General features: G+C 62.5%; 13 protein-coding genes and 1 tRNA gene. All 14 read right to left on the minus strand.

Annotated elements, in window-relative coordinates:
* Nucleotides 1-82: 82 nt before the first annotated feature.
* The 14 genes from O0882_RS17390 to O0882_RS17455 all read right to left on the minus strand — a co-directional run bounded on the left by O0882_RS17390 (nt 83) and on the right by O0882_RS17455 (nt 15,947).
* A complete protein-coding gene (locus O0882_RS17390) occupies nt 83-1,012 on the minus strand; it encodes an EpsD family peptidyl-prolyl cis-trans isomerase (RefSeq protein WP_289949985.1) in 930 nt (309 codons plus the stop codon).
* 290 nt (nt 1,013-1,302) lie between these two features.
* Nucleotides 1,303-2,685 (minus strand): undecaprenyl-phosphate glucose phosphotransferase, encoded by a 1,383-nt coding sequence (locus tag O0882_RS17395; RefSeq protein ID WP_289949986.1) that lies wholly within the window; start codon nt 2,683-2,685, stop codon nt 1,303-1,305.
* A gap of 8 nt (nt 2,686-2,693) precedes the next feature.
* Entirely contained in the window at nt 2,694-3,941 is a 1,248-nt protein-coding gene (epsL, locus tag O0882_RS17400) for an XrtB/PEP-CTERM-associated polysaccharide biosynthesis outer membrane protein EpsL (protein ID WP_289949988.1), read from the minus strand.
* A 59-nt stretch (nt 3,942-4,000) separates the two neighbouring features.
* Nucleotides 4,001-4,672: a CAAX prenyl protease-related protein gene (locus tag O0882_RS17405; RefSeq protein ID WP_289949991.1), complete on the minus strand. Its 672-nt coding sequence runs from the start codon at nt 4,670-4,672 to the stop codon at nt 4,001-4,003.
* A 275-nt stretch (nt 4,673-4,947) separates the two neighbouring features.
* A complete protein-coding gene (locus O0882_RS17410) occupies nt 4,948-6,840 on the minus strand; it encodes an ATP-binding cassette domain-containing protein (RefSeq protein ID WP_071078904.1) in 1,893 nt (630 codons plus the stop codon).
* Between the two features lie 172 nt (nt 6,841-7,012).
* Nucleotides 7,013-7,087, minus strand: a tRNA-Arg gene (locus O0882_RS17415).
* 121 nt (nt 7,088-7,208) lie between these two features.
* On the minus strand, nt 7,209-7,601 hold the full coding sequence (locus O0882_RS17420) for a RidA family protein (RefSeq protein WP_289949994.1): 393 nt from the start codon (nt 7,599-7,601) through the stop codon (nt 7,209-7,211).
* Nucleotides 7,602-7,636: 35 nt separating this feature from the next.
* A complete protein-coding gene (locus O0882_RS17425) occupies nt 7,637-8,800 on the minus strand; it encodes an acyl-CoA dehydrogenase family protein (RefSeq protein ID WP_289949996.1) in 1,164 nt (387 codons plus the stop codon).
* A gap of 1 nt (nt 8,801) precedes the next feature.
* Complete coding sequence (locus tag O0882_RS17430; protein WP_289949998.1) at nt 8,802-9,656, minus strand: enoyl-CoA hydratase family protein; 855 nt, start codon at nt 9,654-9,656, stop codon at nt 8,802-8,804.
* A gap of 2 nt (nt 9,657-9,658) precedes the next feature.
* Entirely contained in the window at nt 9,659-10,171 is a 513-nt protein-coding gene (locus tag O0882_RS17435) for a MarR family transcriptional regulator (protein WP_289949999.1), read from the minus strand.
* A 13-nt stretch (nt 10,172-10,184) separates the two neighbouring features.
* Entirely contained in the window at nt 10,185-10,985 is an 801-nt protein-coding gene (locus O0882_RS17440; RefSeq protein ID WP_289950002.1) for an SDR family NAD(P)-dependent oxidoreductase, read from the minus strand.
* 1 nt (nt 10,986) lies between these two features.
* Complete coding sequence (locus O0882_RS17445; RefSeq protein WP_289950004.1) at nt 10,987-13,380, minus strand: bifunctional salicylyl-CoA 5-hydroxylase/oxidoreductase; 2,394 nt, start codon at nt 13,378-13,380, stop codon at nt 10,987-10,989.
* Nucleotides 13,377-15,005: an AMP-binding protein gene (locus O0882_RS17450; protein WP_289950006.1), complete on the minus strand. Its 1,629-nt coding sequence runs from the start codon at nt 15,003-15,005 to the stop codon at nt 13,377-13,379. The genes O0882_RS17445 and O0882_RS17450 overlap by 4 nt, the downstream gene beginning before the upstream one ends.
* Nucleotides 15,006-15,236: 231 nt before the next feature.
* A complete protein-coding gene (locus O0882_RS17455) occupies nt 15,237-15,947 on the minus strand; it encodes a response regulator (RefSeq protein WP_289950008.1) in 711 nt (236 codons plus the stop codon).
* Nucleotides 15,948-16,010 lie beyond the last annotated feature (63 nt).

Genomic DNA, 16,010 nt, shown 5'->3' on the forward strand with positions numbered 1-16,010 from the left:
AAGTATCAGTCGTTTCATCATCAGCTCGATCTCGTCGGTCACTACGGTTAGTTAAGCAAAATATCAAGGGTGCCAGGCATGCTTATTTCAGGCCAGCAACGCCCCGTGCGGTAGCCGCAGCGCTGGCGCTTGCCGAGGCTGCAGAAGCCGCACCCGATGCCGCAGTTGCAGCAGCAGGCTGGTTCAGATACTCGATCTTGGCCGCTGCGCGCAGGCGCTCCATTTCTTGCTTGGCGGCATCCTTGGTCCTGGTATTGACCAGGTACTGCTCGATCTGCGGCGCGGCGGCGGCCAGCTTGACCGGCACATCCTTGATGTCGACGATCGTCATCAGCATCGCGCGTTCACCTTCATTGATGATGAACAGCTGGCCTTTCGGCATGGCTTGCAACTTGGTAACCAGTTCCGGCGCCAGATCCGTCGTCGTGCGCGACACCTGGCCACGCGCAAAACCGATCTTGTTGCTCTCCATCCAGGCAGCCACCTCATCGAGCGACTTGCTCTTGTCGATCACTTGCTTGAGCGCATCGTTCATATCTTTGCTGGCGATCAGCAACTGGCGCATGTCGAACTGCTTGCGATTGCTGAACAATTCAGGGTGCTTGTTGAAGTAATCTTCCACTTCGGCCTTGCTCGGAGGCGCCATGCCGCTCAATTTCTTTTGCATGTAGGCCTGGCTGATGATCAGCGCCTTGGCCCGCTCGATGGCTTGCATGACCTTCGGATCGCGGTCGATCTTTTCTTTCAACGCAACATTCTCGACCACTTGGCGGTCGATCAGCGCTTCGAGCAATTGTTTGCTGGCCGCTTCCTGCTGCGCCGCCGGCACGCCGGCGCGCTGTAATTCCTCGTTCAGCTGCAGCGCCGTGATTTCTTCGCCATTCACGCTGGCGAGCGCCTGGCCCACCTTCTTCTGTTTATCGCCACCACAGGCGGCCAGGCCGGCCACTGTCAACAGGATAACGCCAGCGGTCAGGATGCGTTGTTGTACATCAATTCGTTTCATTTTCATCGGACTCGCCATCTCAGAGGGTTCAACATGTTTCAAACGCTGCCACGCTTTTCGGGCAGGCGGGTCAAAACGATGCATACACTATATTGTTTCAGCACGTTATCTTACAGGTCCTGCAATCACTTTAGCATGCAACAGGTACAAATTATGCAATAGAATTATAGAAATCACAAATCATGCAACTAATTTTCTTTGGTCAACATAAAAGCCAGACGCCAGGCAACTTGGGAGTTGTCGCCACGCCACAATGCTTGGCTGTGCGGCAATCTTCTTGATAGTCTGTCGCACCATCAATGGGCATTTTCCCGTTTCAGCACCACTTGCACCGTGCGCACCACGATCCACAGGTCCAGCCACAGCGACCAGTTACGCAGATAGTCCAGGTCGAAATGCACGCGCGCTTCCATCTTGTCGAGGGTTTCCGTCTCGCCCCGCAAGCCATTGACCTGCGCCCAGCCGGTAATGCCCGGCTTGGCCTTGTGGCGCAACATATAGCCTTTGATCAACTTGCGATACTGTTCATTGTGCGCAACTGCGTGCGGTCGCGGGCCAACAATACTCATGCGCCCTTGCAACACATTGATAAACTGCGGCAACTCATCGAGCGAACTGCGGCGCAGGAAAGCGCCGATGCGCGTCAGGCGCTGGTCATCCTTGGTGGCCTGCACCACCTTGGCACCATCTTCCGACACCGTCATCGAACGGAATTTATAGACGATAATTTCTTCGCCATACAGGCCGTAGCGACGCTGCTTGAAAATGACGGGACCGGGCGAGGTCACCTTCACGGCGATGGCAATCATCAGCATCAGTGGCAGCAGGCACAACTGAATCAGGCAGGCGAGCACCAGGTCGCTCATGCGCTTGATCGTGCTGTTCCAGCCTGTAAATGGCGATTCGCAGATGGCGATGACGGGCATGCCGCACACATTGTCAAAACGCGCCTGCATCAGGTCAAATACATAAATATCCGGCAGGAAATACACCGAGGTGGTGGTATCCTGCAATTCATCGAGCAACTTGCGGATACGCGGCTGCGCCGAGATAGGCTGGCTGATGAAAATCATCTTGGTCTGCTTGCTGCGGACGTAAGCGGCAATCTCATCCATTCGGCCCAGCATCGGGTGATACATGCCCTCTGGCCAGCGCTCCTCTTCCCGGTCGTCAAAGTAGCCTTCCACCTGCATGAACAGGTTCGGGTGCTTGCTGATGGCGTCGGCAAAGCGCACGCTGACATTGTTCGCGCCGATGATGGCGACAGAGCGCACTTCGTCGCCATTGCCCTGGATGGAATGCGCGCGGCGCACCGCCAGTTGCAGGAAAATCAGCAGCAACGGTGTGATGACAAACCAGGCATACACGACCTTGACATGATAGTGCTGCGCCAGGCCGCTGACCACGCCGAGCATGACCAGGATCAGCGCCGTGACGGCCCAGCCGACGATCACGTCACGCGCATAGGCCCACATGCGCCCGGCACGCCAGGCGCGATACGGGTCGATCTGCTGATAGATGGACGATGAAATGAAAAACGCCAGTATCATCAATACCAAGGCATAACCGTCGAAGGAAGAACCGAGTACGATCGAGCATCCATACAGCGTGAACATGATGACCAGGGGGTCGAGCACACGCTGAAAAAAGGAAATCAGGGGTATATCGTTAATCGTCATTTTACTTTTCAGAATTGAACATTGGCGGAGAACGAAACCCCTTTGGATCGGTAGCTATTGCTGCCCACGATAGGATTGCCGCTGCGCCTGCTGCGAAATGCATCCGCTTCCAGCGTGATGTTGCGCAGTGGTGTGTAAGTCAGGCCCAGCGAACTGCTGGTGCTCGCATCGGACAGGCCATTCAAGGCCGTGAAGCCATTGATGGTGCTGAAATCACGCTTCTCGTGCTGCAGCTGGGCATTGATACCCACCTTGGCCGTAGCGCTCCAGAAGGCCGCCACGCTGGCGCCCTTGTTCAGGCTGCTACCGACGATGCCGCCTTCGACCACCTGGAATTCGCGCCACAGTGCCGCATTGAAACGCAATTTTCCCGTCGCCACCCAATCGGCAATCAGGCGGCCGTTGGCGCCGCTGCTGCTGCCCGAACCCGACAGCGGATGCGTACGCCGCACCCAGCCGCCGAGGAATGACAGCTTGGTCGGTCCGCTGACGAGCCACAGCACATTGGCCTTGATTTCATCCTGCGTGTAATCGTTATCGGGAAAACCCAACCCTGCGCCACCCTTGAATTGATAGTCCGACTTCAGGCGGCGCAGCTGCACGCCCACCTTGCTGCCGCTGGCGGCGAGATAGTCGAGACCGAGTTCGGTCGCATCTTCCGAGCGGTTGTTGATCTTTTGCGCGAGCAATTCATAGTCCGCATCGAAGCGCGAAACACCTGCGCGCACCTGCCAGCTGGGATGGAACAGCCAGGTCACATCCGCATAATGGCGGCGCTGCGTGCGCAAATTGCGCTCCTTGGAATTGGTATCGGCAAATGGCGTCAGCGTTTCAAGGTAGCTGGTACCCAGATGACCCTGTACGTGGTTGCCCAACTGCCAAGCCCAATCGACCAGCGCGTCCTTGCCGTTGTGATCGAGTTCCGTGAAGCGGTTGAAGGTCACGCGACTCAGCTTGGCGTAGCCCGTGAACAACTGCCGGCCGACGGGACGTTCGAACAGGAAGCCGCCCTGCACGGTCCGGCTGGTATCGCTCAGATCCGGCGTTTGCCCCGGAAACTCGCTCAGGCGCAGCAAGTTGTCGTCATAGGCAATCGACGTCTGGATGAACGGATGGATGGTGTCGCTGATTTCGGCATGGACGGCCGTGCTGAAGGCGGCGCCGATCAGCAGCGACAGCGCACCCAGGCGCGGCGTGCGGAAAACAGCTCGCGCTGCATCACAGGCAGCGCACTTTTTTTCAGTCAAGCTCAACATTTTTTTCATCTTTGTGATTACTGCATTAACTGCATTAATTAATGGCGCCGATGACGCGATTACCAATAAGCCCATTGCCCAGTCATGAGTACCCAGACACCCAGCAAGCCATTCGTCACGCCGTGCGCGATGATGGCCGACCACAGGGTGCGAAAACGCACGTAGAGCCACCCATATGCCAAGCCGGCAAGAATGCCCGCAAACCACAAATTATGCTCAAAGCCAAATAGTATCGCCGTAATCACAATATAGCGAAATCTCAGCAGTGACGGTTCAACGGCCAGAAAATTCGGCGATTGTAACCAACGCAATAGAAAGGAGCGCCAGAACAACTCTTCCATCACGGGCACCACCAACGCGGCACCGGCGATGCGCGCCACCAGCAGCGGCCAGTCGTAGCCATTCCCGGAGCGTGGGTCGAAACCGGCCGACTCGCCGATGATCATCCAGGACGCGCCCAGGTTGAGCCACAGCACCAGCACCACGATGCCCGCCAGCACGGCCCAGACAATGGCACGCCATCCCATGAGCGCCGGACCGGGCCAGGCCAGCTCCGTATAGTGCCGGCGATATAACCATAGCAGAGCAAGAACGACGCCAATTTTTACCACATACAAATAGCGTAGTTGCCCCTGAGCATAGCCCGCCCATATTAACACATCAGCAATAAGAATAAAAAATAGATAAGTAAAAAAAGGCAGCACGCGTGGCAGCGCGAGTCGGTCAAACATGAAGGCGCTCCCCCGTTTCCGGTCTGGTGATGGCTGGCAAATGAAGATTGCTTGCGGCTGGCGCCGCTACAGTAACAACACGGGGAATAGTATCAGCAATATTGTCTTTGATGCATCAACAAGACGCAATGCCGCTCCGGGGTCTGTAACGGAGAGTATGTTGCCGCCCGACACGCTACACGCGTCGGGCGACAACACCCGCTTCAGCCAGAGTTTATCACTACAGTATCAATTTTGATATTAATTGCCGCAGGCGGCAATCAACGACAGGCAACTCAGCCTTTGGCGCGCGCTTCGATCGCTTCCCACTTTTCCAGCGCTGCCAGCAACTCTTTCTCGATTTCCGCCACGCGCGCATTGAGGCGTTTGCCTTCGGCCGGCGTTTTCTTGTAGAAATCGGGATGCGACAATTGCCCTGCCAGCACGGCTTGCTCGTCTTCCAGCGCTGCCATGATGTTAGGCAGTTCGTCGAGTTCGCGCTGCTCCTTGTAGCTGAGCTTTTTCTGCTTGGCCGCCGGTGCGGCAGCCTCGACCTTCACGGCCGGCTTGCTGGCTGGCGCCGTGGCGATCGGCAAGGTGCGCACGCGCTCCCAGTCCGTGTAGCCGCCGACGAATTCGCGCCACTTGCCCTCGCCTTCGGCGACGATCACCTGGGTGACGACGTTGTCGAGGAAGGTACGGTCATGGCTGACGAGGAAGACGGTGCCGGTGTATTCTTCCAGCAACTCTTCCAGCAATTCCAGGGTATCGATATCCAAGTCATTGGTCGGCTCATCGAGCACCAGTACGTTGGCCGGCTTGGCGAACAGGCGCGCCAGCAGCAAACGGTTGCGCTCGCCACCGGACAGCGACTTGACGGGCGAACGCGCGCGTTCCGGCGCAAACAGGAAGTCGTTCAGATACGTCATCACGTGGCGGCGCTGGCCATTGATCTCTACCCAGTCGCTGCCCGGCGCGATGGTTTCCATCAGGTTCGCTTCTTCGTTCAGCTGCGTACGCATCTGGTCGAAATACGCCACTTGCAGCTTGGTACCCAGGCGGATGGTGCCCGTGTCGGACTCTTCCTGGCCCAGGATCATCTTCAGCAAGGTGGTCTTGCCGGCGCCGTTGGCGCCGATCAGGCCGACCTTATCACCGCGCAAGATGGTGGCGCTGAAATCCTTGACGATGACCTTGTCGCCATAGATCTTCGAGACGTTTTCCAGGTCCGCCACGATCTTGCCCGAGCGTTCGCCGGCCGACACGTCCAGCTTGACTTGTCCCTGCTGGTCGCGGCGCGCATTGCGCGTCAGGCGCAGCGCTTCCAGGCGGCGCACGCGGCCTTCGTCGCGCACGCGGCGCGCCTTGACGCCCTTGCGTATCCACACTTCTTCCTGCGCCAGGAACTTGTCGAACTTGGCGTTTTCCACGTCTTCGATTTCCAGCTGCTCGGCCTTGCGTACTTGGTACGCCGTGAAGTTGCCCGGGTACGACAGCAAGCGGCCGCGGTCCAGTTCGATGATGCGCGTGGCAACGTTGTCGAGGAAGGAGCGATCATGGGTAATGAACAGCACGCTGCCCTTGAAATCGCGCAACAGGCCTTCCAGCCACAGGATGGAGCTGAAATCCAGATGGTTGGTCGGCTCATCGAGCAGCAGCACGTCAGGCGCGGAGACCAGCGCGCGCGCCAGTGCGACGCGCTTTTGCATCCCGCCGGACAGGGTTTTCATCAGCATGTCGCCCGTCAGGTTCAGACGGTCGAGCACGGTTTCCACCTTGTTCGGCAAGCTCCACGCATCGGCCGCATCGAGCTTGACCTGGATGTCGTGCATGCGTTCCATCAATTCGTCGTCATTGCCCTGGCCAAACTGGCCCGTCAACTCGTCGTATTCCTTCAGCCAGGCTTGCGATTCGCCCATGCCGGAGGCGACGGCGTCGAACACCGACATGTCCGGGTCGAATTGCGGTTCTTGCTCCACATATGCGATCTTGATGCCTTGCTGCATGACCAGCAAGCCGTCATCGAGCTTGAACTTGCCCGAGATGACCTTCAACAGCGAGGATTTACCGGTGCCGTTGCGGCCGATCAAGCCCACCCGTTCCGAGTTTTCCAGTGAAAATTCCGCGTGATCGAGCAGCGCGACGTGACCGAACGCAAGTTGCGCCGATGAAAGAGAAATGACAGCCATAATGAGTAAGAGTGCTCGGGCGCCGTTTCCTGCACACCGCGTGGTGCGCAAAACAGCTGCCGATTAGATGAATGAAGCACGCATTGTACCGATATCTCGGACTTCAATCGCTATCGACCTGTAATTGTTGCCCGCATGAAGTCAGGCTGCCGACGCGCGCTGCGTGGAAATCTGGTGTCGCCAGCAGGAATCGAACCTGCATTTAAGTCTTAGGAGGACCTTGTACTATCCATTGTACGATGGCGACACGCGCAGCGGCATTATACAGGCTGGCGCGCGCCATTGACAGCTTGCCAGGCGCGAGCATGGCAGATGGCGCTCCAGCCTGTCGGAAACAATGCTGATGTGCAGTATTTCAGCACGGGCTCTTAGTCGGGCAGCACCGCCGTCACCTCGATCTCCACTCTGGCGCGATCCTCGATCAGGCCGGCCACCTGCACCGCCGTCATCGCAGGAAAATGCTTGCCGATCAGCTCACGGTAGGCCACGCCGATTTGCGGATACGCCGCCACGTACTCCTTCTTGTCGAGCACATACCAGTTCATGCGCACGATGTGCTCGGGCAAGGCGCCCGCCTCGGCCAGCACGGCGACGATATTCTGCAGCGCCTGGCGCACCTGCGCCGCGAAATCGTCCGTGTGAAACTGCCCCTGCGCATCCCAGCCTATCATGCCGCTGACATACACCGTGCGCCCGCTGGCGACCACGCCGTTCACATAGCCGCGCGGCCTGGCCCATCCCGGTGGTTGTAAAACTTGCATATTGCTTCCCTCGTTATTCATGCGGTTCATGCCGTTCATGCGTCCACCGCCGCCTCGCGCAGCAATTCGCGCGCGATGATCAATTGCTGTACCTCGCTGGCCCCCTCGTAGATGCGCAAGGCGCGAATTTCGCGGTACAGGCGCTCGACCGGATGCCCGCTGACCACGCCCATGCCGCCGAACAGTTGCACGGCCGCGTCGATCACCTGCTGCGCCGTTTCCGTGGCCGTCAGCTTGGCCATCGCCGCCTCCTTCGTCACCTTGCGGCCCTGGTCGCGCTGCCAGGCGGCGCGGTAGGTGAGCAGCGCGGCCGCGTCGATGCCGGTGGCCATCTGTGCCAATTTCGCCTGCGTCAATTGAAAATCCGCCAGAGTCTGGCCGAACATCTGGCGCTTGGTCGCGTGGCGCAGCGCTTCATCGAAGGCGCGCCGCGCAAAACCCAGCGCGGCGGCGGCCACCGACGTGCGGAACACGTCCAGTGTCGCCATCGCCACCTTGAAGCCCTGCCCCGCCTCGCCCAGGCGCTGCGACACGGGCACGCGGCAATTGGCAAAGCGCAGGCGTGCCAGCGGATGCGGCGCGATCACGGCGATGCGCTCGGCGATTTCCAGCCCGGGATTGTCGGCATCGACGATGAAGGCGCTGATGCCGCGCGCACCGGGCGCTTCGCCCGTGCGGGCGAACACCACGTAAAAGTCGGCGATGCCGCCGTTCGAGATCCACGTCTTTTCGCCGTCGAGCACATACTCGTCGCCGTCGCGCCGCGCCGCGCACGCCATGGCCGCCACGTCGGAGCCGGCCTGCGGCTCGGAGAGGGCAAAGGCGGCGATGCGCTTGCCGCTGGCCACGTCCGGCAGATAGCGCGCCTTGTTCTCCAGGCTGCCGAACAGGCCGATGGCGCCGGAACCGAGTCCCTGCATGGCAAAGGCGAAATCGGCCAGGCCGTTATGGCGCGCGAGGGTTTCGCGCATCAGGCAAATGGCGCGCGTATCGATCTTGCCGTCGATGCCGGTAGCATGCGCGAGCCAGCCGCCCTGCCCTAATTGCGCCACCAGCGCGCGACAGGCCGCATCGACGTCGGCGCCATGGGCGTCGTCCAGGTGCAGAGTCGCCCAGGCATCGAGCTCAGACTCAAGCGCGGCATGGCGCGCTTCGAAAAATGGCCAATCCAGATAAGTGGTATCGCGTGTACTGCTCATGTCAATCGCCCTCGAACTGGGGTTTTTCCTTCGCCACGAAGGCGTGATAGGCCCTGTGGAAATCGTTGGTGGCCATGCAAATGGCTTGCGCCTGGGCTTCCGCCTCGATGGCTTCGTCGACGCCCATGTTCCACTCCTGCTGCAGCATTTTTTTCGTCATGCCGTGCGCGAAGGTGGGACCGCTGGCCAGGCCGGCGGCGAACAGCCGCGCCGCCTCGGCCAGTTCTTCCGGCTCGACCAGGCGGTTGAGCCAGCCCCAGCGCTCGGCCTCGGCGCCGGCCAGGGAGCGGCCCGTGTACAGCAGTTCGGCGGCGCGGCCTTGGCCGATCACGCGCGGCAGCAAGGCGCAGGCGCCCATGTCGCAGCCGGCCAGGCCCACGCGGGTAAACAGGAAGGCCGTCTTGCTGCGCGCCGTGCCGATGCGGATATCGGAGGCCAGCGCCAGCATGGCGCCGGCGCCCGCGCAAATGCCGTCGATGGCGGCGATGATGGGCTGCGGGCAGGCGCGCATGGCTTTCACCACGTCGCCCGTCATGCGGGTAAACGCCAGCAGGCCGGGCATGTCGAGCTGCGTCAGCGGGCCGATGATGTCGTGCACGTCGCCGCCCGAACAGAAATTATCGCCGCTGCCCGTAATCACCACGGCCTTGACGTCGTCCGCATGTGCCAGCGCGCGGAACAGCTCGCGCAATTCCGCATACGAATCGAAGGTGAGCGGATTCTTGCGCTCGGGCCGGTGCAAGGTCAAGGTGGCGACGCCTGCGTCGACGGAAAACAGAAAATGCCGCGCGGCGTAATGGCCCAGGCTGGCGCGGTTGCCTGGCAGGTCTTGCGGCTGGCCGGGTAAGTGGCGCATGGTCAGTCCTTTATGGAAATGTCATTGAGCTGCTGCTTCATCTGCGATAGCAGGTCGATCAAGCGGGTTTTGTCGTCCGGCGTCACGCCCTGCAGCAGCTCGGCGATCCAGCCTTCATGCACGCGCGCCATCTCGTCGAAGGCGCGCCGGCCGGCTGGCGTCAGCTTGACGCTGTACGAGCGGCGGTCCTTCGGGTCGACCACGCGCAGCACCAGCTTTTCCTGCTCCAGCTGGTCGGTGATGCCCGTGATATTGCCGCCCGTGACCATCATGCGCTTGGACAGTTCACCCATGCGCAGGCCCTCGGGAAAGCGTTCGAGCTGCGCCATCAGATCGAAGCGGGGCAAGGTAATGCCGAAGCTGGCGCGCAAGCGCGTGCGCACCTCGTTTTCGATTTTCACCGTGCACGAGAGCATGCGCAGCCACAGCTTGAGCGACTGGTGGTGGTCCTGCGTCAGCCGGCTCGCCAGGTCCAGCACGGGTTCGTCCTGCACGTTATCGGTTTCTTTATCCATGGTCTTCATTCAGTTACATGACTTCGCCGCCGGCGACGGCGATCGATTGTCCATTCATGGCGGACGACGCGGGCAGGCAGAGCCAGGCCACCGCATCGGCCACTTCGTGCGGCTGCACCAGCCGCTGCTGCGGATTGCCAGCCGCCAGTTCCGCGCGCGCCGCGTCTTCGCCGCGCCCCGTCTTGCGCACGATATTCTGCACGGCCTGCACCACCATCTCCGTTTCCGTGTAACCGGGGCAGACGGCGTTGACGGTGACGCCGCGCGGCGCCACTTCCAGCGCCAGCGCGCGCGTCAGGCCGATCACGCCATGCTTGGCGGCGACATAGGCGCTGACATAGCGGTAGCCTTTCAAGCCCGCCGTCGACGCCACGTTGACGATGCGTCCCCAGCCCGCTTCCAGCATGGCCGGCATGGCCGCCTGGCAGCAGTGGAACACGCCCGTCAGGTTCACGGCCAGCATCTGCTGCCAGATGGCGGCATCCGTCTTGCCGAATGGCGCCGCGTGCGCCTGGCCCGCGTTATTGATCAATATATCGATGCGGCCGAAATGCGCCCCCGCCTGCGCGAAGCCCGCCTGCACGGACGCTTCCACGCTCACGTCGAGCACGCAGATGGCCACCCTGCCCGCGTGGCCCGCCTCTTCCAGCTGCATGCGCGCACGCGCCAGCCGCGCGCCGTCGCGCCCGGCCAGCGTGACCCTGGCGCCCGCGTCAAGCAAGGCGCCCGCGCAGGCCAGGCCGATGCCGCTGCCGGCACCCGTCACCAGCGCGTGTTTTTCTGACAGCGTGTCCATCAATGCTTGCTTGCTCATGTCATCCTTCCAGCAGCCGCGCGGCCACCTGTTGCGGGGTGAGGCCCGTGTTGGCGGCGGCCAGCTGGCGCTCGCGCTGCAGATTGCGTTCCAGCTGCTGCTGGCCAGGACGGTACTGTTTCGGCCAGGTTGCGCCTGCACCGGCGCCGCTGTAGCCGATGCGCGCCATTTCCGTCAGGGTCCAGGCCGGGTTGGCCAGGTGCGGCCGGCCCACGGCGCACAGGTCGGCGCGCCCGGCGGCGATGATGCTGTTGGCGTGGTCGGCCTCGAAGATCGAGCCGACGGCCATGCTGGCGATGCCCGCCTCGTTGCGCACGCGGTCGGCGAACGGCGCCTGGAACATGCGTCCGTACACGGGTTGTTCGAGCTTGCTGACCTGGCCCGAGGAACAGTCGATCAGGTCGGCGCCCGCCTGCTTGAACAAACGCGCGATGACGACGGCGTCGTCGGGGGTGATGCCGCCTTCGACCCAGTCGTGGGCCGAGATGCGCACGCTCATCGGTTTATCTTGCGGCCAGGCCGCGCGCATGGCGCGAAACACGCGCAGCGGATAACGGCAGCGGTTTTCCAGGCTGCCGCCATGCTCGTCCGTGCGGCGGTTGGTCAGCGGCGAGATAAAACTCGACAGCAGATAGCCGTGCGCGCAATGCAGTTCCAGCCAGTCGAAACCGGCGACGGCGGCCGCCAGGGTGGCGCGCACGAAGTCCTGCTCGATGCGCGCCAGGTCGCTTTCCGTGGCCGCGCGCGCCACCTGCGACACGCCGGCCAGGTATTGCTGTTCCGAGGCCGCCAGCAGCGGCCAGTTATCTTCCTTCAAGGGCAGATCGATGCCATCCCACATGGGCCGCGTCGAGCCTTTCGCCCCCGCGTGGCCCAGTTGCAGGGCGATCTTCGCATCGCTGTTCGCATGCACGAAATTGACGATGCGCCGCCACGCCTGCGTATGCGCTTCGCTGTACATGCCGGGGCAGGCGGGCGTGATGCGCGCATCGGCCGACACGCACGTCATCTCGGCAAACACGAGTCCCGCGCCGCCCATGGCGCGCGCGCCCAGGTGCATCAGGTGGTAGTCACCCGCCACGCCATCGACGGCGCTGTACTGCGCCATCGGCGAGACGGCGATGCGGTTTTTCAGCAGCACGCCGCGCAAGCGGAAGGGCGTCAGCATGGGCGGCAAAGCCTCGTCCCGCATTTCCACGCCGGCCTGTTCGCCCGCGCGCCGCGCCAGCCAGCGTTCGTAATCGGCCACGTACGCAGGATCGCGCAGGCGCAGGTTTTCGTGCGAAATGCGCTGACTGCGCGTGAGCATGGAATAGGCGAACTGCGGCGCTTCCATGGCGCTGTAGCGCTCGACGTTTTCAAACCACTCCATGGAATTGCGCGCCGCGCTCTGGATTTTCAGCACCTCGATGGCGCGCAGCTGCTGGTAGGCGGCCAGCGCGGCATCCGTACCAGCAGCGGCGTCGGCATGCTGGCCGAAGCAGCGCGCCAGCTCGATGGCGTCTTCCAGCGCCAGCTTGGTGCCGGAGCCAATGGAATAATGCGCCGTGTGGGCAGCGTCGCCCATCAGCACGACGGGCACGCCGTCATGGTGGTGCACCCATTGCCGGCAGACGATGCGCGGGAAGGTGATCCACTGCGCCGAACCGCGCAAGTGCGGCGAATTGCTCAGCAAACCGTGGCCGTCGAGTTCCTGGGCGAACAGCGCTTCGCAAAAGGCGATGCCCTCTTCCTGGCTCATGCTATCGAGCCCCGTCGCGCGCCACACGTGTTCGGGCGTTTCGACGATGAAGGTCGACGTCTCGCCGTCATATTGATAGATATGCGCCTGGAACCAGCCGTGTGGCGTCTGGCGGAAGGCAAACGTGAAGGCCTCGAATTTCTTGCGCGTGCCCAGCCAGACGAAGCGGCAATGGCGCTGATCGATCTCGGGCTGGTAGCTGGCCGCATAGCGCGTGCGAATGCGGCTGTTCAAGCCGTCGCTGGCGATCACCAGGTCGGCGCCGTACTGGCGCGCGATGGCCTGGTCGTCCTGCACTTCCGTCTCGAACACCAGTTGCACGCCAAGTTCCTCGCAGCGCGCCTGCAGGATATTGAGCAAGCGCTTGCGGCCGATGCCGCAAAAGCCATGGCCGCCAGAGCGCACGGTCTCGCCCTTGAAATGGATCTCGATATCGTCCCAGTGGTTGAATGCCTGCAGGATGGCGCGCGCGGTCGGCTCGTCCGCGTTGGCCAGGTTGCCCAGGGTCTGGTCGGAAAACACCACGCCCCAGCCAAACGTGTCGTACGGGCGGTTACGCTCGATGACGGTGATGCGGTGCTCCGGGTTCTGCTTTTTCATGAGCAGGCTGAAATACAGGCCGGCGGGGCCGCCGCCGATGCAGACGATGTTCATGGGGTGTCCGTGCGAAGTTTGAAGCGCTGCAACTTGCCCGTTTCCGTGCGCGGCAGGGAAGGCAGGAAGCGGATGGCGCGCGGGTATTTATACGGAGCGATCTGCTGGCGCACGAAGTCCTGCAATTCGGCCGCCAGCAGGTCGCTGGGCTGGAAACCGTCCTTCAGCACGATGTGCGCCTCGACGATCTGGCCACGCTCGGCATCGGCGCGTCCGACCACGCCGCATTCGGCCACGGCCGGATGGCGCAGCAGCGCCTCTTCCACTTCCGGGCCGGCGATGTTGTAGCCGGCCGAGACGATCATGTCGTCGCTGCGCGAGCGGTAATAGAAATAGCCGTCGGCATCCATCTCGAAGGTGTCGCCCGTCAGGTTCCAGCCGTTCTGCACATACTCGCGCTGGCGCGGGTCGGACAGGTAGCGGCAACCGGTGGGGCCTTTCACGGCCAGGCGGCCCGTCACGCCGGGCGGCTGCGCTAAGCCCGCGTCGTCGACGATGCATGCCTGGTAGCCGGGGATGGCCTTGCCGATGGCGCCGCGGCGGATGCCCTCGCCCGTGGCGGAAATGAAGATGTGCAGCATCTCGGTGGCGCCGATGCCGTCCGTCATGGCCAGGCCCGTCGCCGCCTGCCAGGCGTCGCGCGTGGCCAGCGGCAGCGCCTCGCCGGCCGACACGGACAGGCGCAGGCTGCGCACGTCGTGCTGTACAACCAGCGGCGCCATCTGGCGGTAAAAGGTGGGCGCCGTGAAGCAGATGGTGGCGTGATAGGCGCCGATGGCGCGCAGCAGCCCCTCGGGCGTGAGTTTTTCCAGCAGCACGGCGCAAGCGCCAAAGCGCAGGGGGAACAGCAGCAGGCCGCCCAGGCCGAAAGTGAAGGCCAGCGGCGGCGTGCCGATGAAGATATCGTCGGCGCGCACCTGCAGCATGGAGCGGGGGAAACAGTCGCAGATGGCCAGCAGGTCGCGCTGCATGTGCATGGTGCCCTTGGGCACGCCCGTCGTGCCCGAGGTAAAGCTGATCAGGCAGACATCGTCGGCTGCCGTGTCGTGCGCAGGAAAAGGGATGGGCGGGGTGGCGTGAACTGCCATGCGCTGTTCCAGTTCCGCGTCGTCGGCGCCAAAGCACAACATCGGCGGCAAGCCGGGCACGGCATCGAGTTCCCCGCGCAAGCCCTGCGCGCACAGCACGGCGTTCACTTCCGCCTTGATGATAATCGTGGCCAGTTCACGCGCACGCAGCAGCGGCATGGTCGGCACGGCGATGCAGCCGGCCTTCAGCACGGCCAGCAGGCAGGCGGCCATCATCGGCGTATTCGCGCCGCGCAGCAGCACGCGGTTGCCGGGAATCAGGCCCAGGTCGGCGCGCAGAACGTGAGCGATGCGGTCGACCTGCCGCGCCAGCTGCGCGTAAGTCCAGCGCTGGCCGTCGGCAAGGATGGCGGTGCGCCCGCCGCCACCGCTGGCGACTGCCGCATCGAGCAGCACGGCGACGCAATTGAGACGGGGCGGATACTGCAGCTCGGGCAAGTCCAGGCACAGCTGCGGCCAGAGGGCGCGCGGCGGCAAGTGGGCGTGCGCAAAGTCGTCCTGGGGAGATGCGGTGCTGGGCGAAGGGTCGCTGCTCATGCTCATCCTGGCTGGTAGCGGGCGCGTGCACATGGCCCGGAAGCAGATACTTTAAACCTAAAGTATTTTCCCGGCAAGCAGAAAACAGCAAATTCAATACACCTAACAAAACCGTAGCGAGCGGGATGAGTTGTGGCTGAGAAGCGGAGCTGTGCTTTAGCACGGGGCCGCCGAGGCAGTGAGCATCGGAGGCCGCAAATCGCGACGCGCAGTAGGTTTTGTTATGGTGTTTCAGTCGATCCTGTCCTGCTGGCGCAGCAAACGCACCTGCTGCGCCACGCTGCGCGCCAACGCGGCCAAGGCCGCCTGTATCTGGCCGCCATCGAGCACCGCCGACTGCAGTAGTGCGCTCATGCCAGCCTCCGCGCCATGCAAACCCAGGGTGCGGCAACCGAGGTGCAACCGTTCCAGCTGCTGGCGCGCCTGGGCCGGTTCGCCACGCGCCAGCAAGGCGTCGACCTGTTCGCTGGCGGCGCCGACCTGCCCCTGGAAACCCGTCAGATAGGCCAGCAGGCGTTCGCTGTCGATACCGAGGCGCTGCAAGGTGTCGCGCGGCGCCTCGGCCGGCAATGCGGAGACGTCGAAGCAGGCATCGATATGCTGGCGCACCTGCTCCGGCTGGAACGGTTTGACGATGTAGCCCGCGGCACCGGCCTGCACGGCGTCACGCACCGTATCCTGATCATTCGCCGACGATACCAGCACCAGCGGCATGGCGTCGAGCGTGCTGTCGGAGCGGATTTTCTGCAGCAGCTCCATGCCGGACAGACGCGGCATGCGCAAATCGCAAAAGCACAGCGACGGCCGCAAGCCCCCTTCGAGCTGCTCCCACGCCGCCGCGCCATCTTCGGCTTCCACGATATCGTGGACGCCGCAGCTGTCGATCAGATGCATCAATACCATGCGCGACACGACATCATCGTCAACCACCAGTACTTTCATTGCTTTCTCCATTGCCGGCGGCGTCAGGGGCCTGGCCGTATTCTACCCAGTTTCGCCGCACGC

This window comes from Janthinobacterium sp. SUN073 (assembly GCF_030397665.1).
Taxonomy (GTDB): Bacteria; Pseudomonadota; Gammaproteobacteria; order Burkholderiales; family Burkholderiaceae_D; genus Janthinobacterium.

Excerpts from the sequence above, each read along its gene's own strand:
- O0882_RS17450 (WP_289950006.1), bottom strand. The coding sequence starts at position 15,005 with ATGAGCAGCGACCCTTCGCCCAGCACCGCATCTCCCCAGGACGACTTT.
- O0882_RS17445 (WP_289950004.1), bottom strand. The coding sequence starts at position 13,380 with ATGAACATCGTCTGCATCGGCGGCGGCCCCGCCGGCCTGTATTTCAGC.
- O0882_RS17430 (WP_289949998.1), bottom strand. The coding sequence starts at position 9,656 with ATGCGCCACTTACCCGGCCAGCCGCAAGACCTGCCAGGCAACCGCGCC.
- O0882_RS17390 (WP_289949985.1), bottom strand. The coding sequence starts at position 1,012 with ATGAAAATGAAACGAATTGATGTACAACAACGCATCCTGACCGCTGGC.
- O0882_RS17410 (WP_071078904.1), bottom strand. The coding sequence starts at position 6,840 with ATGGCTGTCATTTCTCTTTCATCGGCGCAACTTGCGTTCGGTCACGTC.
- O0882_RS17395 (WP_289949986.1), bottom strand. The coding sequence starts at position 2,685 with ATGACGATTAACGATATACCCCTGATTTCCTTTTTTCAGCGTGTGCTC.
- O0882_RS17425 (WP_289949996.1), bottom strand. The coding sequence starts at position 8,800 with ATGAGCAGTACACGCGATACCACTTATCTGGATTGGCCATTTTTCGAA.
- O0882_RS17435 (WP_289949999.1), bottom strand. The coding sequence starts at position 10,171 with ATGGATAAAGAAACCGATAACGTGCAGGACGAACCCGTGCTGGACCTG.
- O0882_RS17405 (WP_289949991.1), bottom strand. The coding sequence starts at position 4,672 with ATGTTTGACCGACTCGCGCTGCCACGCGTGCTGCCTTTTTTTACTTAT.
- O0882_RS17440 (WP_289950002.1), bottom strand. The coding sequence starts at position 10,985 with ATGAGCAAGCAAGCATTGATGGACACGCTGTCAGAAAAACACGCGCTG.
- epsL (WP_289949988.1), bottom strand. The coding sequence starts at position 3,941 with ATGTTGAGCTTGACTGAAAAAAAGTGCGCTGCCTGTGATGCAGCGCGA.
- O0882_RS17455 (WP_289950008.1), bottom strand. The coding sequence starts at position 15,947 with ATGAAAGTACTGGTGGTTGACGATGATGTCGTGTCGCGCATGGTATTG.
- O0882_RS17420 (WP_289949994.1), bottom strand. The coding sequence starts at position 7,601 with ATGCAAGTTTTACAACCACCGGGATGGGCCAGGCCGCGCGGCTATGTG.